This window comes from Limimaricola cinnabarinus (assembly GCF_002723615.1).
GTDB classification, from domain to species: Bacteria; Pseudomonadota; Alphaproteobacteria; order Rhodobacterales; family Rhodobacteraceae; genus Limimaricola; species Limimaricola cinnabarinus_B.
Genome location: NZ_KZ304981.1, coordinates 1 through 22,075, shown reverse-complemented (window position 1 = coordinate 22,075; position 22,075 = coordinate 1). Strand labels below are relative to the sequence as shown.

Annotated in this window: 19 protein-coding genes and 1 pseudogene; 9 read left to right on the top strand and 11 right to left on the bottom strand. The window is 69.5% G+C overall.

Features of this window, described 5'->3' with window-relative positions; all coding sequences use genetic code 11:
• The 6 genes from CJ301_RS16910 to CJ301_RS16885 form a co-directional block, all read left to right on the top strand.
• A partial coding sequence (locus CJ301_RS16910) for a CpaF family protein (RefSeq protein ID WP_099278536.1) occupies window positions 1-1,343 on the top strand: 1,343 nt, incomplete at its 5' end.
• A gap of 4 nt (window positions 1,344-1,347) precedes the next feature.
• Window positions 1,348-2,316, top strand: coding sequence for a type II secretion system F family protein (locus CJ301_RS16905; protein WP_099278535.1), 969 nt, complete (start codon window positions 1,348-1,350; stop codon window positions 2,314-2,316).
• 3 nt (window positions 2,317-2,319) lie between these two features.
• Complete coding sequence (locus CJ301_RS16900) at window positions 2,320-3,303, top strand: type II secretion system F family protein (RefSeq protein ID WP_099278534.1); 984 nt, start codon at window positions 2,320-2,322, stop codon at window positions 3,301-3,303.
• 5 nt (window positions 3,304-3,308) lie between these two features.
• Complete coding sequence (locus CJ301_RS16895) at window positions 3,309-3,878, top strand: tetratricopeptide repeat protein (RefSeq protein ID WP_099278533.1); 570 nt, start codon at window positions 3,309-3,311, stop codon at window positions 3,876-3,878.
• Window positions 3,879-3,904: 26 nt separating this feature from the next.
• Window positions 3,905-4,756: a tetratricopeptide repeat protein gene (locus CJ301_RS16890; RefSeq protein WP_099278532.1), complete on the top strand. Its 852-nt coding sequence runs from the start codon at window positions 3,905-3,907 to the stop codon at window positions 4,754-4,756.
• A gap of 77 nt (window positions 4,757-4,833) precedes the next feature.
• The gene (locus tag CJ301_RS16885) at window positions 4,834-6,147 is read left to right on the top strand and encodes an ATPase (protein WP_099278531.1); all 1,314 of its coding nucleotides are present in this window, start codon (window positions 4,834-4,836) and stop codon (window positions 6,145-6,147) included.
• Here the strand turns inward: CJ301_RS16885 and CJ301_RS16880 are convergent, their stop codons facing one another.
• Window positions 6,148-7,647, bottom strand: a complete 1,500-nt coding sequence (locus CJ301_RS16880) for an MDR family MFS transporter (RefSeq protein WP_099278530.1) — start codon at window positions 7,645-7,647, stop codon at window positions 6,148-6,150. It lies immediately after the preceding gene.
• A 140-nt stretch (window positions 7,648-7,787) separates the two neighbouring features.
• Between CJ301_RS16880 and CJ301_RS16875 the strand changes: the two genes are divergently transcribed.
• The 3 genes from CJ301_RS16875 to pdeM are packed head-to-tail and all read left to right on the top strand — an operon-like array spanning window position 7,788 to window position 11,593.
• The gene (locus CJ301_RS16875) at window positions 7,788-8,393 is read left to right on the top strand and encodes a MarR family winged helix-turn-helix transcriptional regulator (RefSeq protein ID WP_099278529.1); all 606 of its coding nucleotides are present in this window, start codon (window positions 7,788-7,790) and stop codon (window positions 8,391-8,393) included.
• 31 nt (window positions 8,394-8,424) lie between these two features.
• Window positions 8,425-10,857, top strand: coding sequence for a ligase-associated DNA damage response DEXH box helicase (locus tag CJ301_RS16870; protein WP_099278528.1), 2,433 nt, complete (start codon window positions 8,425-8,427; stop codon window positions 10,855-10,857).
• Window positions 10,858-10,906: 49 nt separating this feature from the next.
• Window positions 10,907-11,593, top strand: a complete 687-nt coding sequence (gene pdeM, locus CJ301_RS16865) for a ligase-associated DNA damage response endonuclease PdeM (RefSeq protein ID WP_099278527.1) — start codon at window positions 10,907-10,909, stop codon at window positions 11,591-11,593.
• Between the two features lie 53 nt (window positions 11,594-11,646).
• Here the strand turns inward: pdeM and folD are convergent, their stop codons facing one another.
• From folD to CJ301_RS16815, 10 genes and pseudogenes are all read right to left on the bottom strand, one after another.
• The gene (gene folD / locus CJ301_RS16860; RefSeq protein ID WP_099278526.1) at window positions 11,647-12,540 is read right to left on the bottom strand and encodes a bifunctional methylenetetrahydrofolate dehydrogenase/methenyltetrahydrofolate cyclohydrolase FolD; all 894 of its coding nucleotides are present in this window, start codon (window positions 12,538-12,540) and stop codon (window positions 11,647-11,649) included.
• A complete protein-coding gene (locus tag CJ301_RS16855) occupies window positions 12,537-12,842 on the bottom strand; it encodes a chorismate mutase (RefSeq protein ID WP_099278525.1) in 306 nt (101 codons plus the stop codon). Before CJ301_RS16855 ends, folD begins: the two co-directional genes overlap by 4 nt.
• A gap of 51 nt (window positions 12,843-12,893) precedes the next feature.
• Window positions 12,894-14,570 carry a formate--tetrahydrofolate ligase gene (locus CJ301_RS16850; RefSeq protein WP_099278524.1) on the bottom strand — a complete coding sequence of 559 codons (1,677 nt, stop codon included), beginning with the start codon at window positions 14,568-14,570 and terminating at the stop codon, window positions 12,894-12,896.
• Between the two features lie 80 nt (window positions 14,571-14,650).
• The gene (locus CJ301_RS16845) at window positions 14,651-15,250 is read right to left on the bottom strand and encodes an MOSC domain-containing protein (RefSeq protein ID WP_099278523.1); all 600 of its coding nucleotides are present in this window, start codon (window positions 15,248-15,250) and stop codon (window positions 14,651-14,653) included.
• 113 nt (window positions 15,251-15,363) lie between these two features.
• Window positions 15,364-17,280, bottom strand: coding sequence for an ATP-dependent zinc metalloprotease FtsH (gene ftsH, locus CJ301_RS16840; protein WP_099278522.1), 1,917 nt, complete (start codon window positions 17,278-17,280; stop codon window positions 15,364-15,366).
• A gap of 83 nt (window positions 17,281-17,363) precedes the next feature.
• Window positions 17,364-18,617, bottom strand: a complete 1,254-nt coding sequence (gene tilS / locus CJ301_RS16835; protein ID WP_099278521.1) for a tRNA lysidine(34) synthetase TilS — start codon at window positions 18,615-18,617, stop codon at window positions 17,364-17,366.
• A 10-nt stretch (window positions 18,618-18,627) separates the two neighbouring features.
• Window positions 18,628-19,461, bottom strand: coding sequence for a tol-pal system protein YbgF (ybgF, locus tag CJ301_RS16830; protein ID WP_099278520.1), 834 nt, complete (start codon window positions 19,459-19,461; stop codon window positions 18,628-18,630).
• Complete coding sequence (gene pal / locus CJ301_RS16825; protein ID WP_099278519.1) at window positions 19,461-20,000, bottom strand: peptidoglycan-associated lipoprotein Pal; 540 nt, start codon at window positions 19,998-20,000, stop codon at window positions 19,461-19,463. Before pal ends, ybgF begins: the two co-directional genes overlap by 1 nt.
• 74 nt (window positions 20,001-20,074) lie before the next feature.
• Complete coding sequence (gene tolB, locus CJ301_RS16820) at window positions 20,075-21,406, bottom strand: Tol-Pal system beta propeller repeat protein TolB (RefSeq protein WP_173812384.1); 1,332 nt, start codon at window positions 21,404-21,406, stop codon at window positions 20,075-20,077.
• 133 nt (window positions 21,407-21,539) lie between these two features.
• A pseudogene (locus CJ301_RS16815) lies at window positions 21,540-22,075 on the bottom strand (hypothetical protein); the annotation flags it as partial.

The window sequence follows — 22,075 nt, the reverse complement described above, 5'->3', positions numbered from 1 at the left end:
CGCTGCCGCCACCGGCCCGCCGCGCCGGTCCCGCCGCCGAAGCCGCCCCCGCCGACAAGGAGCGCCGCCGCAAGGAGCGCCTCGCCGAGATCAAGCTCGAGGTGCACAAGGCGCTGCTCGACACGCTGAACCTTTCCGCGCTCGAAAAGGCCAGCGAGCAGGACCTGCGCGCCGAGATCAACGCCATCGCCACCGAGACGCTCGACGAGATGGGCGTGGCGCTCAACCGCGAGGAGCGCCAGAGCCTGACGCAGGATCTCTATTTCGAGGTCACCGGGCTCGGGCCGCTCGAAACCCTGCTCAAGGACGACACGGTCAACGACATTCTGGTCAACGGCCCGCACCAGATCTTCGTCGAGCGCGACGGCAGGCTCCAGCTCACCGACATCACCTTCAAGGACGAGCGCCACCTGCTGCGGATCATCGACAAGATCGTCTCCGCCGTGGGCCGCAGGGTCGATGAATCGAACCCTTATGTCGATGCCCGCCTCGCGGATGGCTCGCGCTTCAACGCCATGGTCGGGCCGATCGCGGTCGACGGCTCCCTCGTCTCGATCCGCAAGTTCAAGAAGGACAAGCTCGGCATCGACGATCTCGTGCGCTTCGGCGCGATGACCGAGGAGATGGCGGCCTATCTGCAGGCGGCGGTGGCGACGCGGCTCAACATCATCGTCTCGGGCGGCACCGGCTCGGGCAAGACCACGACGCTCAACGCGCTGTCGAGCTTCATCGACGACAACGAGCGCATCCTGACGATCGAGGACACCGCCGAATTGCAGCTCCAGCAGACCCATGTGGGCCGGATGGAAAGCCGCCCCGCCAATGTCGAGGGCCGCGGCGCGGTGAGCCAGCGCGACTGTCTCAAGAACGCGCTTCGGATGCGGCCCGACCGGATCATCGTCGGCGAGACGCGCGGCGAGGAGGTGATCGACATGCTGCAGGCAATGAACACCGGCCATGACGGCTCGATGACCACGATCCACGCCAACTCCGCGCGCGACGGCATCTCGCGGCTGGAGAACATGATCGCCATGGCGGGCATCGAGATGCCGATCAAGGCGGTGCGCAGCCAGATCGCCAGCGCCGTGAACCTGATCGTGCAGGCCTCGCGCCTGCAGGACGGCTCGCGCCGGATGACCTCGATCACCGAGGTCACCGGCATGGAGGGCGACGTGATCTCCATGCAGGAGGTGTTCCGCTACCGCCGGGTCGGGCTGACCCCGGACAACAAGATCATCGGCCATTTCACCGCGACCGGCGTGCGCAGCCACTTCTCCGAGCGGTTCCGGCTGTGGGGCTACGATTTGCCGGCCTCGGTGTTCGAACCCATGGCGGCGGAGTGAGATCATGAGCCTGAGCGCCGAGCCGATCATCTACGGACTTGTCTTCGTTGCCGTGCTGGTGCTGGTCGAGGGGGTGTATCTCACCGTCTTCGGCCGCTCGATCAGCCTCAACAACCGGGTCAACCGGCGGCTGACCCTGCTGGAGAAGGGCGGTCGGCGCGAGGAGGTGCTCGAACAGCTGCGCAAGGAGATGTCGCAGCACATGCGCGCGCGGCGCGTGCCGGTCTATTCGCTGCTGGCGCACAAGGCGCAGCTGGCCAACATCGCCTTCACCCCGCGCCAGCTGGTGCTGCTAATGGCCGGGCTCGGCCTCGTCGCCTATGTCGGCCTTACCATGGGCACGGGCGCGGGCCCGGCGATCCGCATCGCCGTGGCCGCCGCGATGGGCATCGGCAGCGTCTATCTGTGGGTCAGCAACAAGGCCAAGACCCGCATCGGCCTGATCGAAGCGCAGCTGCCCGAGGCGATCGAGCTGATGGTGCGCTCGCTGAAGGTCGGCCATCCCTTTTCCTCCGCGATCGGCATCGTCGCCAAGGAGGTGCCCGATCCGCTGGGCACCGAGATGGGCCTCATCGCCGACGAGGCCGCCTATGGCCGCGACGTCAGCGACAGCCTCAAGGCCATGGCCGAGCGGCTCGACATGCAGGATCTGCGCTTTCTCGCCGTCGCGGTGACGATCCAGCGCCAGGCGGGCGGCAATCTCGCCGAGATCCTCGACGGGCTGGCCAAGGTGGTGCGCGCGCGCTTCCGGCTGTTCCGCAGGGTCAAGGCGATCACCGCCGAGGCGAAATGGTCGGGCACCTTCCTGTCGGGCTTTCCGCTCGCGGCGCTGGCGGGGATCAACCTGATGGAGCCCGACTACTATGCCGAGGTGAGCCAGACGCCGGTCTTCATCCCGGCCTGCTTCGTGGTGGCGGGCTTCCTGCTGGTCAACGTCTTCGTCATGCGCGCCCTCGTCAACATCAAGGTCTGAGACATGCTCCTGCTCCAGCAGATCGAGGCCCGGCTCGTGGCCCTTCTCGGCCCCGCGGGGCCCCTCCTCGCGGTCGCCTTTCTCGGGCTGGTGATGGTCATCGTCGCGCTGCCGATGCTGCTGCGGCGCCGCGCCGATCCGCTCGACCGGCTGCGCGCGGCGAACGCGCGGCCCGAGGCCGCGGCGGCCGAACGCCCCGACCGGCTGCGCAGCGCCTCGGGCGCCGACAAGCTCGAACGCTATGCCAGCTTTCTCGAACCGCAGAACGCCGAGGAATTCTCGGCCGCCCGGCTGCGGCTCATCCAGGCGGGCTACCGCACCCGCGCCGCGGTGCGGATCTATCACTTCAGCCAGTTCGCGCTGGGCCTCGGCGGCCTCGTCGGCGGCCTGATCTACGCGCTGAGCCAGGGCAGCGCCACGACGCAGGAGCTGCTTTTGTCAACGCTGCTGCCCGGCGCGATCGGCTACATGGCTCCGAAATACTGGGTCACCCGCCGCCGCGAGACGCGCCGCCAGAACATCACCGACGGCTTTCCCGACAGCCTCGATATGATGCTCGTCTGCGTCGAGGCGGGCCAGTCGCTCGACCAGTCGGTCATCCGGGTCAGCCACGAGCTGCGCGCGGGCTATCCCGACCTTGCCTTCGAATACAGCCAGGTGGCGCATGAGATGAAGGCGGGCAAGGACAAGACGCAGGTGCTGCGCGACCTGTCCGAGCGCTGCGGCGTGACCGATATCTCGAGCTTCGTCACGGTGCTGGTGCAAAGCCAGCAATTCGGCACCTCGATCGCCGAGGCGCTGCGGGTGTTCTCGGCCGAGATGCGCGACAAGCGGGTGATGCGGGCCGAGGAAAAGGCCAACACCCTGCCCACCAAGATGACGCTGGCGACGATGATGTTGACGGTGCCGCCGCTGCTCATCATCCTGATCGGGCCGTCGCTCTACGACATCTACATGACCATTGGCGGCGGGGCCGCCGGGAACTGACCTTCATGACATCCGCCGTTCTGCCGGTCCTTCTGCTCCCCTTGCTTCTCGTTTTGGCCGCCTGCGCCCCGCCGGGCGGCCTTTCGGCGCCTGCGGGCGGGGTCTATGCGCCGGGCCCCTCGGGCGCGCCGGATGTCGACGGGCTGATCGTGGGCCACCGGCTGATGGCGGCGGGCGAGGCCGAGCTGGCGCTCGCGGCCTATGGCCGCGCCGCGGCGGCGCGCGGGCTCGATGTCGACACGCTCTCGGCCATGGGCTCGGCCAATCTCCGGCTCGGACGGCTCGGCCAGGCCGAGCGGCTCCTGCGCCGGGCCGTGGCGCGCGATGCGGGCTTCGCGCCGGCCTGGAACAATCTCGGCGTGGTGCTGATGGAGACCGGCCGCCCCGCCGAGGCGGCCGAGAGCTTTCGCCGGGCCTTCGGCCTCGTGGATGGCGGCGACGACATGGTCCGCGACAACCTGCGCCGCGCCCTCGCCAAGCGCGACGACGCGTTCTATGCTGAGCCGCGGGAAACCGGAGAGTTTCAACTGGTGCGGCGCGGGGCGAGCGAATTCGCCGTTCTGACCGCCCTGTGAGGATGACGAGCAGCAAAGGACGCCCCATGCGCCTTACCATTCGCTCTTGTGCCGCGCTTCTGGCGCTCGGCCTGGCCGGTTGCGGCGCGCCCGATGGCGAGGTGGCGCGCGCCGTCGGCGATCTGCGCGAGGCGCGCGACGCCGATCTCAACGAGATCATGCTCACCGTGGCCGACCCCGCCGAGAGCATCGCCTATTTCCGCCGCCTCGCGGCCCAGGAGCCCGCGGCCATCGCGCCCCGGCGCGGTCTCGCCACCTCGCTGGTGCGCGCCGGTCAGGCGCGCGAGGGGGTCGCGGCCTGGCGCGAGGTGACGGCGCATCCCGAGGCCCGGCCCGCCGACAGCGTCGAGCTGGCCGATGCGCTGATCCGCACCAATGACTGGGACGCCGCCGAACAGGTGCTCGACGCGGTGCCGCCCACCCATGAGACCTTCCAGCGCTACCGGCTCGAGGCGATGGTCGCCGACAGCAACGAGGAATGGAGCCGCGCCGACAGCTTCTACGAAACCGCCGTCGGGCTGACCACCACCCCGGCCGGCGCGCTCAACAACTGGGGCTATTCCAAGCTCACCCGCGGCGATTATGCCGGGGCGGAGCGGCTCTTCACCGATGCGCTGCGCCAGGAGCCGGGGCTGTTCACCGCCAAGAACAACCTCGTCCTCGCCCGCGGCGCGCAGCGCAACTACAAGCTGCCCGCGATCCCGCTCGACCAGACCGAGCGCGCGCAGCTTCTGCACACGCTGGCGCTTGCCGCGATCAAGCAGAACGACGTGGCGATCGGGCGGGATCTCCTGCGCGACGCGGTCGACACCCACCCGCAGCATTTCGAGGAAGCCGCGCGCGCGCTGCGCGCGCTCGATGGCGGCGCGACCAACTAGAGCCCTTCGCTCTCCCTTCTCATGCCACAATGGCGCGCCAGTCTTGCGCGGCATGCACGCCGCATGGGAGGTCAGGGATGAACATGCAGCCGATCGGCACGGGCGCGCCGCAATCGCCCAGGAGCCTCGACGCCGTCGGCCTGCCGCCGGTGATGATGCGCGACATCGCGCTCAAGACGATCTTTAGGATGAACGCCCGCCTCGTCAGCGAGATCGCCGCCGCGCTCCGGCTGCCCGTCAACGTGACGCAGGATCTCGTCGACCTGCTGCGCGGCCAGAAGCTGATCGAGGCGATGGGCACGCTGAACGCCACGGGCGGCGCCTCGGAAATGCCCTACCAGCTGACCGATGCGGGCCGGGCGCGGGCGCTCGACGCCCTGGCGCAATCGGAGTATTTCGGCGCCATGCCGGTGCCTCTCTCGGACTACCGGATGCAGGTGGCGCGGCAATCGGTGCGCAACATGGCCATGACCCGCGACAGGCTGCACGCGGCGATGGGCCATCTCGTGCTGCCGCCCGCGCTGATCGGCCAGCTCGGCCCCGCGATCGGCGCGGGCCGCTCGATCCTGATGTACGGCCCCCCCGGCAACGGCAAATCCTCGATCTCGAACGGCATCCGCGACGCTTTCGGCGACAGGGTCTACGTGCCCTGCGCGATCGAATATGGCGGCCAGGTCATCACCGTCTACGACCCGGTCATCCACACCAGCATCAACGAGGCCCCCGAGGCGACCAGCGCCCTGCGCCGCACCGGCAATCGTTTCGATGCGCGCTACCTGTGCTGCGAGCGGCCCACGGTCGTCACCGGCGGCGAGCTGTCGCTCGACATGCTCGATCTGGTCTACAACCCGGTCTCGCGCACCTATCAGGCGCCCTTGCAGCTCAAGGCGACGGGCGGGATCTTCATCGTCGACGATCTCGGCCGCCAGGCCGAGCCGCCGCAAAAGCTGGTGAACCGCTGGATCGTGCCGCTCGAGGAAGGGCGCGACATCCTCGCGCTGCAATCGGGCGAGAAGTTCGAGGTGCCCTTCGACACGCTGGTGATCTTCTCGACCAACTTCCACCCCGCCGAGATCTTCGACCAGGCGGCGCTGCGGCGGATCTTCTACAAGATCCGCATCGACGGGCCGAGCCAGGAGGATTTCCTCAAGATCTTCGCGCTCGTGGCGCGCAAGAAGAAGATGCCGCTCGACCAGGCGGCGCTGATCCACCTGCTGAAGGTCAAGTATCCCTCGATCGACAACGTCTATGCCAATTACCAGCCGGTCTTCCTGATCGACCAGATCATCTCGATCTGCGAGTTCGAGGGCATCCCCTACCAGATGACGCCAGAGCTGATCGACCGGGCCTGGGACAACATGTTCGTGCGCGAGGGCAGCGTCACCCGCTGATCAGCCCTCGCCCAGCGGCACCTCGCGCAAGAGCAGCGTGACCGCGAAGGCCAGCGCGGCGATGCCCGCCGCCAGCAGGAAGATCGGCCCGAGCGCGGCGGCAAAGCCCGAAAGCACGCTTTCGCGCGTGGCGGGGTCGAGCGCCATCACCGTCTCGCGGCTGATCGCGCCGAGATCGGCGCCCTCGATCCGGCCGGCGAGGTTGTGCGCCAGCCCGGCGCCGAACACCGCGCCGAAGATCGAGGTGCCCAGGGAGCCGCCGATCAGCCGGAACATGTTGGCGCTCGCCGTGCCGACGCCCAGCATCGCGCGCGGCACCGCGTTCTGGATCGCCGCCACGCCGACGCTCATCATCGGCCCGATCCCGAGCCCGGTGGCCGTCATCAGCGCCACCACCAGCCAGAGCGGCGTATCCGCCCCGAGCCGCGACAGGCCGAGCATGGCAAAGGCCAGAAGCGCGGTGGAGAGCACCGGCATCAGCTTGTAGCGCCCGGTGCGCCCCATCACCCGGCCAGAGACGACCGAGGCGCCGATCAGACCGGCCATCATCGGCAGCAAAAGCATCCCCGACAGCACCGGCGACAGCCCCTGCACCACCTGCAAATAGAGCGGCAGGAAGGTGATCGTGCCGAACATCGCCATGCCCACGAGCAGCCCCGAAGCATTGACCACCCAGACCGCGTTGAGCCGGAACAGCGACAGCGGCAGCACCGGCTCCTCGGCCCGGCTCTCGACCACGAGAAACCCCGCCAGCGCGACGAGCGTCGCGCCGATCAGCGCCAGCATCACGGGCGCGCTCCAATCCAGCGCCGTGCCGCCCAGGCTCGACACCAGCACCAGCCCCGAAAGCGATGCCGCCAGGAGCGCCGCGCCCGCCACGTCGATGCGCGGCCGCGCGTCTGGCGTGTGCCGCTCCAGCGCCGATTGCAGCACCACCCATGCCAGCGCCACCACCGGCAGGTTGGCAAAGAAGATCCAGTGCCAGCCGAGGCTCTGCACCAGAAAGCCGCCGACCAGCGGGCCGATCACGGTCGACAGGCCGAAGACCCCGCCCAGCGCGCCCTGCACGCGGCTGCGCTCGCGCGGGGGCAGAAGATCCGCCACCACCGCCATCGACACCACGATCAGCCCGCCGCCGCCGAGCCCCTGCACCGCCCGGCCCGCGATCAGCACCTCCATCGAAGGTGCCACACCGCAGATCAGCGCGCCCAGCGTGAACACCCCGAGCCCGCCTTGCAGCACCGCCTTGCGGCCGAACAGGTCGCCCAACTTGCCAAAGACCGGCGCGCCCACGGTCGAGGCCAGAAGATAGGCCGTCACCACCCAGCTCATCCGGTCCAAGCCCCCGAGATCGGCGGTGATCACCGGCAGCGCGGTCGAGACGATGGTCTGCCCGGTCGAGGCGACGAACAGCGTCACCGCCACCGCCCAGATCGCCATGCGCAGCCGCGCATCGCCGGGGCTTGCGGGGTGCTCCATGGCATCGGGTGTGGCAGTCATGCGAAACTCCGGGTTATCAGGGCGCAAGAGATCACGGACCGCCAAAACGGCGGACGGGGCTCTTGATGGGGATGCGGTGACGCCAGATATGTGTCGCCGGCACATGCATGTCAATGACATGCAACAAGGGAAGGCAAGGAATGGCCGAACGCGACGAGGAGCTGATCGGAGACATGGCGCGGGCCGGGATCGACCCGGAGGTGACGCGCGCGGCGCTGGCCTTCGACGCGGTGCTGCAACGCTGGCGCAGGCGGGTGCGCACGCGCGAGCTGGGGCATCGGGCCCTGGCGGAGCTCGGCCTGCCGCTCGATCTGGCGCAGCTCGACGTGATGATCGCGATCCACGCGCCCGCCAACGAGTTCGGCGACGACCCCGAGGGCGAAACCATGGTCTCGACCGTGGCGCAGCGGCTCAACATCGACCCCTCGCGCGCCAGCCGGATCGTCTCGGACCTGATCGCGCGCGGCTTTGCCGAGCGCGCGGCGAGCCAGGCCGATGCGCGGCGCACCATCGTGGCGCTGACCGCGTCGGGCCTCGCCATCGTCGAGGCGGTGCGGCGCTACAAGTTCCTGCTTCTGGGCGGGTTTCTCTCGGACTGGACGCGCGAGGAGATCGACACGCTGCTGCCGCTGCTCGACCGGTTCTCGCATTGGTCCGAAACGGGGACCACGCAGACCGAGGCCGCGATCGACGCGCGGATCGTGACGCTGCGCGACGAACTGGCGCGGCGGCTCTCGGAGCTTTGAAAGCGGGGGGGCTGCGCCCTAGATCAGGGGGATGACCGCCCTGCCCCCCTCCTTCGAAGACTGGTTCGCCTCGCGCGGCTGGAGCATCCACCCGCACCAGCGCGAGATGCTCGACCGCGCCGGCGCCGCCGCGCTCATGCTGATCGCGCCCACCGGGGGCGGCAAGACGCTTGCCGGTTTCCTGCCGACCCTCGCCGAGCTGACCGAAACGCCGCATCAGGGGCTGCACACGCTCTACATTTCGCCGCTGAAGGCGCTCGCGACCGACATCAGACGCAACCTGATGATCCCGATCGAAGAGATGGACCTCCCCGTCCGGGTCGAGGACCGCACCGGCGACACCAGACAGACCGCCAAGAAGCGCCAGCGCGCCGATCCGCCGCATATCCTGCTGACCACGCCCGAGAGCCTCGCGCTGATGATCTCCTACGAGGATGCGCCGCGCATCTTCGCGGGGCTCAAGCGGGTGGTGGTGGACGAGATCCACGCGCTGATGGAGGGCAAGCGCGGCGATCAGCTGATGCTGTCGCTGGGGCGCTTGGAGACCCTCGCCCCCGGCCTGCGCCGGGTCGGCCTGTCGGCCACGGTCGAGGACCCCGCCGCGCTGGCCTCGCTGCTCGCGAAGCACCCCGAACCTTGCGAGATCATCGAGGCCGATCCCGGCCCCGACCCCGACATCTCGATGCTGCACACCAAGGCCCCGCCCCCATGGGCGGGCGCGGGCGGCGGCTACGCGGTGCGCGAGGTGCTCGACGAGGTGAAGAAGCACAAGACCACGCTGATCTTCCACAACACCCGCGCGCAGGCCGAGATCTTCTTTCACAAGCTCTGGCTCGCCAATGAGGACGACCTGCCGATCGGCATCCACCATGGCAGCCTGAGCCGGCAGGTGCGCGCCAATGTCGAGGCGGCGATGGTGGCGGGCGAGCTCAAGGCCATCGTCTGCACCGGTAGCCTCGATCTCGGCATCGACTGGGGCGACGTGGATCTCGTGATCCAGATCGGCGCGCCCAAGAACGTCAAGCGCCTCGTCCAGCGCATCGGCCGCGCGAACCACCGCTACAACGCGCCCTCCAAGGCGCTCTTGGTGCCCGCCAACCGCTTCGAGGTGGTCGAATGCATGGCGGCGCTGGAGGCGGTCAAGGCGCATGAGCTCGACGGCAGCCCGCACGGGCCCGGCCCGCTCGACGTGCTGTGCCAGCACATCATGATCACCGCCTGCGCCGGGCCGTTCGACGTGGACGCGCTCTTCGCCGAAACGAAGACCGTAGGCGCCTATGCCGGGATCAGCCGGGCGCAGTTCGACGACTGCCTCGATTTTGTGGCCACGGGCGGCTACGCGCTCAGGGCCTATGACAAGTGGAAGCGGCTGCTCAGGCGCCCCGACGGGCTGTGGCAGCTGCGCGATCCGCGCAGCGCCCTGCGCATCCGCATGAACATCGGCACGATCCAGGATGCCGACATGCTGAAGGTGCGGATGCGCGGGCGCGGCGGGCGGCCCCTGGGCGAGGTCGAAGAGGGCTTCGCCTCCTCGCTGACGCCCGGAGACACCTTCCTCATCGGCGGGCAGGTCGTGCGCTACGAGACCTTGCGCGAGATGACCGTCGAGGTCACCCGCCGCGCCGACCGCGAGCCGCGCATCGCCACCTATGCGGGGGCCAAGATGCCCACCTCGGCCCAGCTCGCGCATCGCATCCTCGACGATCTGCAGCGCCCCGACTGGCCCGAGTTGCCGCGCCACACGCGCGACTGGCTGCATCTGCAGCGCGAGGTGTCGCAGATGCCGCAGCATGGCCGCATCCTCGTCGAGACCTTCCCGCATGACGGGCGGCACCACGCCTGCTTTCACACCTTCGCGGGCCGTCACGCGCAGCAGACGCTGGGCCTCCTGCTGACCCGCCGGATGGAGACGCTGGGGCTGAACCCGCTAGGCTTCGTCGGCACCGATTACGCGACGCTGGTCTGGGGGCTCGACGAGCTGATCGACCCTGCGCCGCTGTTCGAGGCAGACGATCTGCGCGAGGGGCTGGAGGGCTGGCTCACCTCGAACGCGGTGATGAAACGGACATTCCGGGGCGTGGCGAGCATCGCCGGGCTGATCGAGAAGAACCTGCCGCAGGTCCGCAAGACCGGCAAGCAGGCGACGTTTTCGTCGGACATCCTCTACGACACGCTGGCGAAATACGACCCCGAGCACCTGATCCTGCGCGTCACCCGCGAGCAGGCGATGCGCGGCCTCGTGGATTTCGCACGGGTCGAGGAGATGCTGGAGCGCACGAGGGGCCGGGTCGATCTCGTCCGCGCCGCGCGCCCCACCCCACTCGCCGCCGCGATGCTGCTGGAGCGCGACCGGGTGCCGGTGGCGGGGGCGGGCCGCGAGCGGCTGGCCGAGGAGGAGGCGGCGCGGCTTCTCAAGGAGTCCGGCCTCGCGGCCTTCGGCGCGCCCACCGTCGCGGGGGTGTGAGGGGCGCCCCGCTTGCACGCGCCGCCCGGCGCGGGCATGGGGGCGTTCCATGAACACCATCGAGATTCCCTTTCGGGGCGAGACGCTCTGCGCGCTGGGCTCCGGCGCGCTGTTCTGGCCCGCGCGCGACCTGCTGATCGTGTCGGACCTGCATCTGGGCAAGTCCGAGCGCATCGCGCGCCGCCGCGGCACGATGCTGCCACCCTACGAGACCCGCGCGACGCTGGAACGGCTGGAGGCGGACCTCGCCGCCACGAGCGCGGGCGGCGTGCTGTGTCTGGGCGACAGCTTCGACGATCTCGATGCCGCGCGGAGCCTCGACCCGGAGGACCGCGCGCATCTCCTCTCGCTGATCGAGCCCCGGGTCTGGCACTGGGTCGAGGGCAACCATGACCCCGGCCCGGCGGGGCTGCCGGGCGAGCATCATGCCGAGCTGACGCTCGGCCCCCTCACCTTCCGCCATATCGCGGAGCCGGGGGCTTCGGGCGAGCTGTCGGGGCATTATCATCCCAAGCTCGGCCTGCCCGGCTGCGGCGGTACGAGGCCCTGCCTGCTCTTCGACGCCGCGCGGATGATCCTGCCCGCTTACGGCGCCTATACCGGCGGCATGCCCGCGACCGCGCCCGAGCTGCGCGCGCTGATCGGCAGCCCGGCCTTCGCGGTGCTGACGGGAGCGAAACCGCTGCTCGTCCCCTACCCCGCGCGGGGCGCGGGGCGGGGGCGGAGGCGGTTCTAGCTCAGACGGTGAGCCCTTCGGGCGGATTCAGACCGTAAGCCCTTCGGGCGGGTTCAGACCGTGAGCCCTTCGGGCTCGGGCAACCCGTTGGCCCGGCAGGCGGCGGTCAGCGTGTTGGCCAGCAGGCAGGCGATGGTCATCGGTCCGACCCCGCCGGGCACCGGCGTGATCGCGCCCGCGACCTCCTTGGCGCTTTCGAACTCCACGTCGCCCACGAGCCGCGTCTTGCCCTCGCCCGCGTCGATCCGGTTGATGCCCACGTCGATCACCGTGGCGCCGGGCTTGATCCAGTCGCCCTTGACCATGCCGGGCCGGCCCACGGCGGCGACCACGATGTCGGCGCGGCGCACCACATCGGCAATGTCCTTGGTGCGGCTATGCGCGATGCTGACCGTGCAGCTTTCGCCCAGCAGCAGATGCGCCATCGGTTTGCCGACGATGTTGGAACGGCCGATCACCACCGCTTCCTTGCCCGACATGTCGCCCAGCTGGTCGCGCAGCATCATCAGGCAGCCCAGCGGCGTGCAGGGCACCATCGCCTTCTGCCCGGTGCCCAGAAGACCCACATTGGAGATGTGGAAGCCGTCCACGTCCTTGGCCGGGTCGATGGTGTTGATCACCGCGTCGGAATTCATGTGGCCGGGCAGCGGCAGCTGCACGAGGATGCCATGCACCTTGGGGTCGGCGTTGAGCTTTTCGACCAGCGCCACGAGATCGGCCTCGGTCGTCTCCTCGGGCAGGCGATGCTCGAAGCTTTCCATGCCCACCTCGACCGTCTTGCGGCCCTTGGACTTCACATAGACCTCCGAGGCGGCGTCGGAGCCCACCAGCACCACGGCGAGGCCGGGGGTGATGCCATGCGCCGCCTTCAGCGCCGCGACCTGTTCGGCCACCCGGCCGCGAATGTCGGCGGAAAACGCCTTGCCGTCGATGATGGTAGCGCTCATGTCGCGTCTCCCTTGCCCAGGACCTCTTCCTCGCGCGCGATGAAATGCTCCATCATCTCGCGCCACAGCCGCTCCGCGAGGCCGGTGTCGAGCCCCTCGGCATGGGCGCGGGCCGCGACCTTGTCGAGCACGTCCTGCACCCGCGTCTCGATCCGGGCGGGCAGGCCTTCGCCCGGTTTCAGCTCGATCGCCCGCTCGATCATGCTGGAGCGGCGCGCCATGAGCCGCACCAGTTCCGCGTCGATCGCGTCGATCTCGCGCCTGAGCGCCGCCATGTCGCCAATCTCGGCCGCTGCCGTCATTCGAAACCCTCCGAAAGCTCGTTCGAAGGCCTTGTCCCACAGCTTGGCGGTCTAGAACAGACCTTCGACATGGCCCGCCTCGCTCAGGCGGATCTTCTCAGCCGCCGGGCGGCTCGGCAGGCCCGGCATGGTCATGATCTCGCCGCAGATCGCCACGACGAAGCCCGCCCCGGCCGAAAGCCGCACCTCGCGCACAGGCACGTCATGGCCGGTCGGCGCGCCGCGCAAGGTGGGATCGGTGGTGAAGGAATACTGCGTCTTGGCCATGCAGACCGGCAAATGCCCGTAGCCCTGCGCCTCCCAGGCATGGAGCTGGTCGCGGATCTTGGCGTCGGCGATGGCCTGATCGGCGTGGTAGATGCGCCGGGCGATGGTGTCGATCTTGTCGAACAGGCCCATCTCGTCCTCATAGAGCGGAGCAAACGCGGATGCCCCGCTTTCGGCCAGCGCCACGACCTTTTCGGCCAGCGCCTCGGCTCCCTTGCCGCCCTCGGCCCAGTGGCGGCACAGCACCGCCTCCGCGCCGTGCTCATGCACGTAATCCGTGACGGCGGCGATCTCGGCCTCGCTGTCGCCCGCGAAATGGTTGATGGCGACGACGACGGGCACGCCGAAGCCCTTGAGGTTCGACAGATGCCGCCCGAGATTGGCGCAGCCGCGCGCCACCGCCTCCGGGTCGGGCGTACCAAGCGCGTCCTTGGCCGTGCCGCCATTCATCTTGAGCGCCCGGATCGTCGCCACCAGCACCACCGCGTCGGGGTGCAGGCCGGCCTTGCGGCACTTGATGTCGAAGAACTTCTCCGCCCCGAGATCGGCGCCGAAGCCCGCCTCGGTCACCACGAAATCGGCAAGCTTGAGCGCGGTGGTCGTGGCGATCACCGAGTTGCAGCCATGCGCGATATTGGCAAAGGGCCCGCCATGCACGAAGGCGGGGTTGTTCTCCAATGTCTGCACGAGGTTGGGCTGCATCGCGTCGCGCAGCAGCACCGTCATCGCCCCGTCGGCGCCGAGATCGCGCGCGAAGACCGGCGTCTTGTCGCGCCGGTAGGCCACGATCATGTCGCCCAGCCGCTTTTGCAGGTCGTTCAGGTCGGTGGCGAGGCAGAGGATCGCCATGACCTCGGAGGCCACGGTGATGTCGAAGCCCGCCTCGCGCGGAAAGCCGTTCATCACCCCGCCCAAGGACGCCGTGATCTGGCGCAGCGCCCGGTCGTTCATGTCCATCACCCGCCGCCAGACGATGCGGCGCGTGTCGATCTCGAGGTCGTTGCCCCAGTAGACATGGTTGTCGATCATCGCGGCGAGCAGGTTGTGCGCGCTGGTGATGGCGTGGAAATCGCCGGTGAAATGGAGGTTCATCTCCTCCATCGGCACGATCTGCGCATAGCCGCCGCCCGCCGCGCCGCCCTTCATGCCGAAATTGGGGCCCAATGAGGCTTCGCGGATGCAGACCGCCGCGCGGCGACCGATGCGGTTGATCGCGTCACCCAAGCCCACGGTGGTGGTGGTCTTGCCCTCGCCCGCGGGCGTCGGGTTGATCGCGGTGACAAGGATCAGCTTGCCGTCGGGGCGGCCCTTCAGCCCGTCGATGAAGGGCTGGGAGATCTTGGCCTTGTCGTGGCCATAGGGCAGCAGGTCGGCCTCCCCGATCCCCAGCCGCGCGCCGATCTCACGGATCGGCAGCTTGTCCGCCGCGCGGGCGATCTCGATATCGGTCTTCTGTGCCATGCTCTACAGCCTCCCCGTTCCTGCTTCAGCCTTGCGCGCGGGGCGGGTTTGTCCCGTGCTCCGGCGACCTTTCGGCGCGCTTATGCGTCGCCCCCGCCCTGCGGACGCCACGCTCTCTGCTCGGGCAGGTGCAGCCCAAGCGTATCGCCGCGCCGCAAGGTGCCGGGCCGTTCGACCCAGGCGGTAACCCCGCGCAGCCCCTTCGCCGCCGCCTTGAACGCCTTGCCATGGCCGGGATGCGCGGCCTCGATCGTCATCGCCGGAAACTGGCAGGGCCGGTTCTGCATGTCGATCACGAGGGTGCAGCCATCCGGCCCCTGCAGCCGCGCCGAGGGCGGCAGGTGGCTGAAATCCGGCAGGCCCGCGATCACCACCGACGCGCCGAGCCATGCGGGATCGATCTCTTCGAGCCCCAGCGCGGCGGCGATCCGGGCCAGCTCCTCGGCGCCCACGAGGCTGAGCTGCCGGGTATTGGCGATCTCGGTGCCCTTGGGGTGCTGTGCGGTGACGCGCGAGCAGGAGGGGCGGGTCAGCCCGGCGTGAACCTCGCCCTCCAGCCCGCCGAAGCCGAGCGTCATCTCATCGAGCGGATCGCAGGCGATGGGTGCTGCCTCGCGGTGCGGCACCCGGCCGAGCCAGACGACGCGGCCCTCGAATTCGGTGGGAGCGAGTGCGGGCATGGCGTCTCCTGTGGCGATCTCAACGGGTTTTGCCAGCCCGGCCCATCCGCCTCAAGAGCAAAGCCCCGGCGCCTTGCGGTGCCGGGGCTTCATTCTCTCGCATGGGCCTTGGGTCAGGCGCTGGGCTCGGGAACCCCGCCATCGGTGGGCTTCGGCTTGCGCGTCTTGGGGATCGCGGTGACCGAAGCGCCGCCGCCCTGCTCGGGCTTCTGGCTGTCGTCATCATCGCCGCGGTTGAGCGGCTCGCCGGCGATCACGCGGGTGATCTCGTTGCCGGTCAGCGTCTCATATTCCAGAAGGCCCTGCGCCAGCCGCTCCAGATCCTCGCGCCGCTCGGTCAGGATGCGCTTGGCGGTCTCGTAGCCCTCGTCGATGATCCGGCGGACCTCCTCGTCGATGACCTTCTGGGTTTCGGCCGAATGGCTCGCCCCGCCCGAGTAGGAGCCGAGATAGCTCTGCTGCTCGTTGGCATAGTCGATATGGCCGATCTTGTCGGAAAAGCCGAACTGCGTGACCATCGCGCGGGCGATCTTGGTGACCTGCTGGATGTCCGAGGTGGCGCCCGAGGTGACGTTCTCTCGCCCGAAGATCAGCTCCTCGGCCACCTTGCCGCCCATCGCCATGGCGATCTTGGAGGTGTACTTGGTGTAGGTCACCGAAAGCTGGTCGCGCTCGGGCAGCGAGAGGACGAGGCCGAGTGCCCGGCCGCGCGGGATGATCGTCGCCTTGTGGATCGGGTCGTGCTGCGGGACGTTGAGGCCGACGATGGCGTGACCGGCCTCGTGATAGGCGGTCAGCTTCTTCTCGTCCTCGGTCATGACCATGGAGCGGCGCTCCGAGCCCATCATCACCTTGTCCTTGGCGCTTTCGAAATCGATCATGGTGACGAAGCGGCGGCCGACGCGGGCGGCCATCAGCGCCGCCTCGTTGACGAGGTTCGCCAGATCCGCGCCCGAAAAGCCGGGCGTGCCGCGCGCGATGATGCGCAGATCGACATCCGGGCCGAGCGGCACCTTGCGCGCATGCACGCCGAGGATCTTCTCGCGGCCCTTGATGTCGGGGTTGGGCACCTGCACCTGGCGGTCGAAGCGGCCCGGACGCAGGAGCGCGGGGTCGAGCACGTCGGGGCGGTTGGTGGCCGCGACGATGATGATGCCCTCATTGGCCTCGAAGCCGTCCATCTCGACGAGAAGCTGGTTCAGCGTCTGCTCGCGCTCGTCATTGCCGCCGCCATAGCCCACGCCGCGCGACCGGCCCACCGCGTCGATCTCGTCGATGAAGACGATGCAGGGCGCGTTCTTCTTGGCCTGCTCGAACATGTCGCGCACGCGGGACGCGCCGACGCCGACGAACATCTCGACGAAGTCGGAGCCCGAGATGGTGAAGAAGGGCACGCCCGCCTCGCCCGCGATGGCGCGCGCGAGAAGCGTCTTACCGGTGCCCGGAGGGCCGACGAGCAGCGCGCCTTTCGGGATCTTGCCGCCAAGGCGCGAGAACTTCTGCGGGTTGCGCAGGAACTCGACGATCTCCTCGAGCTCGTCCTTGGCCTCGTCGATGCCGGCGACGTCGTCGAAGGTCACCCTGCCATGCTTTTCGGTGAGCAGCTTGGCGCGGCTCTTGCCAAAGCCCATGGCCCCGCCTTTGCCGCCGCCCTGCATCCGGTTCATGAAATAGATCCAGACACCGATCAGCAGCAGGAAGGGCAGCAGCGACAGCAGGAAGGTGGTGAAGCCCGACTGCTCCTGGCTGCGCGCGGTGATGGGAATGTCGCGCTCGATCAGAAGCTGCGTGACCTCGGCGTCCTCGGGCTTGATGGTGACGTAGTCGCGCCCGTCGGTGCCGCGATAGCGCACCTCCTCGCCGTCCAGCGTGACCTGCGAGACATTGCCGGTTTCGACCGCCTCGACGAAGTCGGAATAGTTGCGGGAATTCGACTGGAGCGTGGACTGCCCGCCGCTGAACAGATTGAACAGCGCCAGGATCAGCAAGAAGAGCACGACCCAGAAGGCGATGTTGCGCGCGTTGCCCAAGGGATTTCCTCCGAAAATAGGTTTGGCCGCGCACAGGGGAAGGCACGGGCCACGACTTCAAAATAGAGATTGCAGCGCCATCTTCAATGCGGAAGCGTCGGATAAGGGAACTCCGCGACAATCCGCGCGGCGAACGGCCCCGCCGGATCGACGCAGGGCGCGGCGAGAAGCGCATCATCGCGCCACAGGGCCGGGCTCGCCAGAAGCGCCTGACGCGGCAGGCCGGTGTCGCGCCAGCCGGGCAGACCGGCCAGCCCGGCGGCACCGAGCGCGCCCAGCCGCAGCCCCCCGGCCTCGGCCTCGGCAGGTGGCGGGTCGAGCCGCCACCTGCCATCCCAAAGCGCGTCCGCGGCCACCGGCCCGCCCGCGCGCCCCGGCTCGCGGCACAGCCAGAGCCGGCCGCCGCGCTCGGCCAGCATCACGCCCGAGAGGCTGCGCCAGCGCCCCTGCCCCGCGCCCTGCAGCCCGGCCTGAAGGCTGGCCAGCCGGGGCCTGTAGGCGCGCCCGGCGATCCAGCCGATCGCGGCGGAAACGAGCCTGAGCCGGGTTTCCTCGGGCGCGCGCGCCAGCAGGGCTGCGTCGATCTCCACCGCGCCTGCCCGCAGCCGCAGCGCCCGGCCCGACAGATCGGCGGCCAGCGCCTCCAGTGCCTCCCGCGCCATCGTCATGCGCTGCGCGGTGTCGGCCAGCCCCTGCGCCGCGATGCCGAGAGGCGCCAGCTCCTGCAACGCCGTCCGCGCCCGGACCCGCTGAAAGCGCGGATCGGCGTTCGAGGGGTCTTCGTCCCAGCCAAGGTTTCGCTCTGAAAGCCATGCGCGCAGCGTCTCGCGGCGCAGGCCGAGAAAGGGGCGCAGCCATGCGATCCCGTCCTCGCGCCGGAGGGCGGACATGGCCGACAGCCCGTCGACCCCCGAGCCGCGCGCGAGCCGCATCAGCACCGTCTCGGCCTGATCGTCGAGCGTATGGCCCAGCGCCACGGCCTCCAGCCCGTGCCGCCCGGCCCACTCCGCCAGGAGCGCGCGGCGCGCTTGGCGGGCGGCGTCCTGCAGGTTGCCGCGCCCTTCCCAGCCGGTCCAGTCGAGGATCTCGTGCGGCAGGCCGAGCGCGGCGCAGTCGCGCGCCACCCGCTCGGCCTCGGCCCGCGCGCCGTCGCGCAGACCGTGATCGACCGTGGCCACGCGGATGGCGATGCCGCGTTCGCGCGCCGGCCCTGCCATCGCGTGCAACAGCGCCATGGAATCCCCGCCGCCCGACACGGCAAGACCGAGCCCCCGCAAGGAAGGCTCGGCCTCGAGGCATCGGAAAGCGGCGGCGAGAATATCGTCCGTGGCGCTCACCCCGTCGCCGTCACTGGCACGATAGCTCCTGCATCGCGGCCTGCGCCTCGCTCGCGGCCGGATCGCCCGGAAAGCGCGTCGTGACCTCGCCCAGCGTCACGCAGGCGTCGGGCACCTGACCCAGCGCGGAAAGCGAGCGGCCGAGCTTGTAAAGCGCCTGTGCCGCGACCTTGCCGTCGGGATCGCCCGAGAAGCTGTCGAGATAGGCGCGCGCCGCCTCGGCGCTTTCGCCGAGTTCAGTCAGGGCCTCGCCCTTCCTGAACAGCGCCTCCGAGCTCAACGCGCCGCCGGGATAGGTCTGGACATGGGCCGAGAACTGGTCCGCGGCGCGGCGAAAGTCACCCTGCGCGAGCGCCTCCGACGCCCGCTCGAAATCCGCCCTTTCGCCGACGGCGAGCGCGGGGCCGGTGCCGGACGAGACCGGGGCGGCGGGGGTCGGCACGTTGGCGGCGCTGTCGACGCCGCCCAGGCTCGGCGTGTCGCCGAGCTGGCTGATGTCGCAGTTCTCATCCAGCTCGCAGATGCGGAATTCCAGATCGCCGACCCGGTTGGTGCCGTCGGTGGTGATCCGGTTGATGCGGAACTCCAGCTCCTCGGTCTTCGAGGTCAGACCCTGCAGCTGCGCCTCGATGGCGTTGAGCCGCTCGAGCGCCGAATTGCCGCCCACGGCCTGCGGGGCGGCATCGGTGGTGTTCAGCTCGCTCTTGAGCGACTGGATGTCGCCGTAGAGCACCGACAGCTCCTGCCGGATATCGGCGAGGGTCTGGTCCTGCCCCTGCGCCGCCCCGGCGACCGGGGCCGCGAGGGCGCACAGAAGCGCCAGACGGCTCAGGGACGCGCGCATCAGCTCAGCGCCCCGGCGGCGATGACGGTGACGGCGCGGCGGTTCTGCGCGTAGCAGCTCGCATCCGAGCAGGTCGCGATGGGCCGCTCCTTGCCATAGGAGATGGTGCGCAGCCGCGAGGACGGCACGCCGCGCGAGATCAGGTATTCGCGCGCCGCATTGGCCCGCCGCGCGCCGAGTGCGACGTTGTATTCGCGCGTGCCCTGCTCGTCGGCATGGCCCTCGATCACGGCGAGATAGTCGGAATTGGTCATCAGCCACTGCGCCTGGCCGTCGAGCGTCGCCATCGCTTCCGGGGTCAGCGTCGACTGGTCGACCCGGAACAGCACCCGGTCGCCGATGGCTTCGGCGAAGTATTCGGGGCTGTCGGGGTTGCCCAGGCCGCTCTGGCCGATCGCGCCCGACTGGTCGAAGCCCGCGCCCGCCCCGGCGATGTCCGCGCCCAGCCCGTCCGCACCGCCGCCGAAGCGGTCGGGGCGGGTGCAGGCCGAGAGCGCCAGAGCGCCGACGAGGATGGAAGCGGTGAGATACTTGTTCATGTTGGAAATCCTGCCCCTGAAGGAGTGTTCGACCGAATGCCTAGCACGCGACCGGCGGCGTGCAAACGCCGCCCTCATCGTTGCAGCGGACCCCAGGAGGCGTCCGAGGAGAAGCCGCCCGTCGGCACCGGCTTGAGGTTGCGCCCCGAGATGTCGACCGAATGAAGCTGCGGCCCGCCCGAGGCGCCCTGCGTCTCGCGGGTGAACATCAGCACCCGGCCATTGGGCGCCCAGGTCGGGCTTTCGTCGAGAAAGGAGGAGGTCAGCAGCCGCTCCTCGGAGCCGTCGGTGCGCATCACGCCGATATGGAAGCGGCCCGCATTCTGCTTGGTGAAGGCGATGAGATCGCCGCGCGGGCTCCAGACGGGCGAGCCGTAGCGCCCTTCGCCGAAGGAGATGCGGCGCGGCTCGCCGCCCGAGGCGGACATGATGTAGAGCTGCTGCGTGCCCGAGCGGTCGCTCTCGAACACGATCTGGCTGCCATCGGGCGAAAGCGAGGGCGAGGTCTCGATCGAGGGGGCCGAGGTCAGCCGCGTATGCGCGCCCGAATTCAGGTCGGTGCGGTAGATGTCGGTGTTGCCGCCGGTGGAGACCGAGTAGATCACCGCGCCGCCATCCTTGGAGAAGCGCGGGGAGAAGGCCATCTCGCCCTCGACGGTGGTGATCTGCCGCCGCCCGACGCTGGCCACGTCGAGCAGGCTGATCCGCGGAAAGCCGCTCTCGTAGCTGGTATAGAGCACGCGGTCGCCACCCGGCGAAAAGCGCGGCGCCAGCACGAGGGAGTTGCTGTCGGTCAGGAACTGCCGGTTCTCGCCATCGTAATCCATGATCGCGAGGCGGCGGGCGCGGTTGTCTTTGGGGCCGGATTCCGAGACGAAGACGACGCGGCTGTCGAAATAGCCGCTCTCGCCGGTGATGCGGGAATAGACCGCGTCGGCCACCTTGTGACCCATGCGCCGCCAGCCCCCCGTGGTGCCGGTGAATTGCAGCCCCTCGCCCAGCTCGGCGCCGGTGAAAACGTCGTAGAGGCGGAACTTGACGGTGAGCTGGTCGCCATTGACCGCCACCGCGCCGGTGATCAGCGCCTGCGCGTTGATCGCGCGCCAGTCGGGATAGGCGACGGGGCTGGCGAAGCTCGCAGGCGTGGAGATGAAGGAGGCGGCCGGGATCTCGCGGAAGAGCCCGGTGCCGGTCAGGTCCTGCGCCACCACGCGGGTGATGTCGGCGGCGATCTGCTCGGCGCCCGCCGTTTCGGCCTGAAAGCCCGGCACGGCGAAGGGCAAGGGCTCGATCACGCCTTCGGAGATGGTGATCCGCAAGGGGCCGTCCTGCGCGAGCGCGGGTGCCGGAATGGCCGTCGCCGCGACGAGCGGCGCCAGCAGAAGCGCGATGGTTCTGGTCAGCATCTTTGTCCTCGTTCCGTCATACCGCGGGGATTCGCAGCCCCTTTTGCGCAGCAGCCTAGGGTTGGGCAACGCCCCGTCGGGGGCGCGGGTTCAAAGCTTTCGCGCATGAAGCGGCCAGCGTGGCGGCATTGCATCAGCGCATCCTCATGCCGGAGGGATCGAAGGTCATCTCGACCTCCTTCCACTGCTCGTATTTCTCGGCCGGAAGCACGTAGCCGTCGCGCTGGCAGCGCAGGATGGCGCGGCGCGCGGATTGGAACGCCGCCTCGATCGCCGCCTCGCTGCCGCCCTGCCCGCCGACACGGCGGATATCGCCCTGCACCCGGCCCTGCGGGTCGAGATCGAAGGCGACGGTGAGCGTCACCCGCGCGGCCTCCGAGCCCACATCGACGTTCCAGCATTCCTGCACCGCGACGCGGAAGGCCGACTGCTCGGCCCCGGTCATCGGCGGGCCGGGGTTGGCGGCGGGCGCGGGCGTGCTCGCCAGAGCGGCGGCGAGCGCGTCGGCCACGGCGTCGCTGGTGTCGGCGGCGGGCGGCGTCTCGGGCTCGGCATCCCGCGAGGAGGCGGTCTGCGTTTCCGGCTCGGTCACGGGGGCCGGTTCGGGGGCCGGTTCGGGCTCGGGCGCGGCACGCGCGGGGCGCGAGGGCGGGCGCGGCGCCGAGGGCG

Bases quoted from the DNA above. Each gene is read 5' to 3' on its own strand.
- CJ301_RS16880 (WP_099278530.1), bottom strand. From the start codon at position 7,647: ATGACTGCCACACCCGATGCCATGGAGCACCCCGCAAGCCCCGGCGAT.
- CJ301_RS16890 (WP_099278532.1), top strand. From the start codon at position 3,905: ATGCGCCTTACCATTCGCTCTTGTGCCGCGCTTCTGGCGCTCGGCCTG.
- CJ301_RS16900 (WP_099278534.1), top strand. From the start codon at position 2,320: ATGCTCCTGCTCCAGCAGATCGAGGCCCGGCTCGTGGCCCTTCTCGGC.
- CJ301_RS16895 (WP_099278533.1), top strand. From the start codon at position 3,309: ATGACATCCGCCGTTCTGCCGGTCCTTCTGCTCCCCTTGCTTCTCGTT.
- CJ301_RS16905 (WP_099278535.1), top strand. From the start codon at position 1,348: ATGAGCCTGAGCGCCGAGCCGATCATCTACGGACTTGTCTTCGTTGCC.
- ybgF (WP_099278520.1), bottom strand. From the start codon at position 19,461: ATGCGCGCGTCCCTGAGCCGTCTGGCGCTTCTGTGCGCCCTCGCGGCC.
- CJ301_RS16885 (WP_099278531.1), top strand. From the start codon at position 4,834: ATGAACATGCAGCCGATCGGCACGGGCGCGCCGCAATCGCCCAGGAGC.
- CJ301_RS16875 (WP_099278529.1), top strand. From the start codon at position 7,788: ATGGCCGAACGCGACGAGGAGCTGATCGGAGACATGGCGCGGGCCGGG.
- pdeM (WP_099278527.1), top strand. From the start codon at position 10,907: ATGAACACCATCGAGATTCCCTTTCGGGGCGAGACGCTCTGCGCGCTG.
- tolB (WP_173812384.1), bottom strand. From the start codon at position 21,406: ATGCTGACCAGAACCATCGCGCTTCTGCTGGCGCCGCTCGTCGCGGCG.
- CJ301_RS16870 (WP_099278528.1), top strand. From the start codon at position 8,425: ATGACCGCCCTGCCCCCCTCCTTCGAAGACTGGTTCGCCTCGCGCGGC.
- folD (WP_099278526.1), bottom strand. From the start codon at position 12,540: ATGAGCGCTACCATCATCGACGGCAAGGCGTTTTCCGCCGACATTCGC.
- CJ301_RS16850 (WP_099278524.1), bottom strand. From the start codon at position 14,570: ATGGCACAGAAGACCGATATCGAGATCGCCCGCGCGGCGGACAAGCTG.
- pal (WP_099278519.1), bottom strand. From the start codon at position 20,000: ATGAACAAGTATCTCACCGCTTCCATCCTCGTCGGCGCTCTGGCGCTC.
- CJ301_RS16855 (WP_099278525.1), bottom strand. From the start codon at position 12,842: ATGACGGCAGCGGCCGAGATTGGCGACATGGCGGCGCTCAGGCGCGAG.
- CJ301_RS16845 (WP_099278523.1), bottom strand. From the start codon at position 15,250: ATGCCCGCACTCGCTCCCACCGAATTCGAGGGCCGCGTCGTCTGGCTC.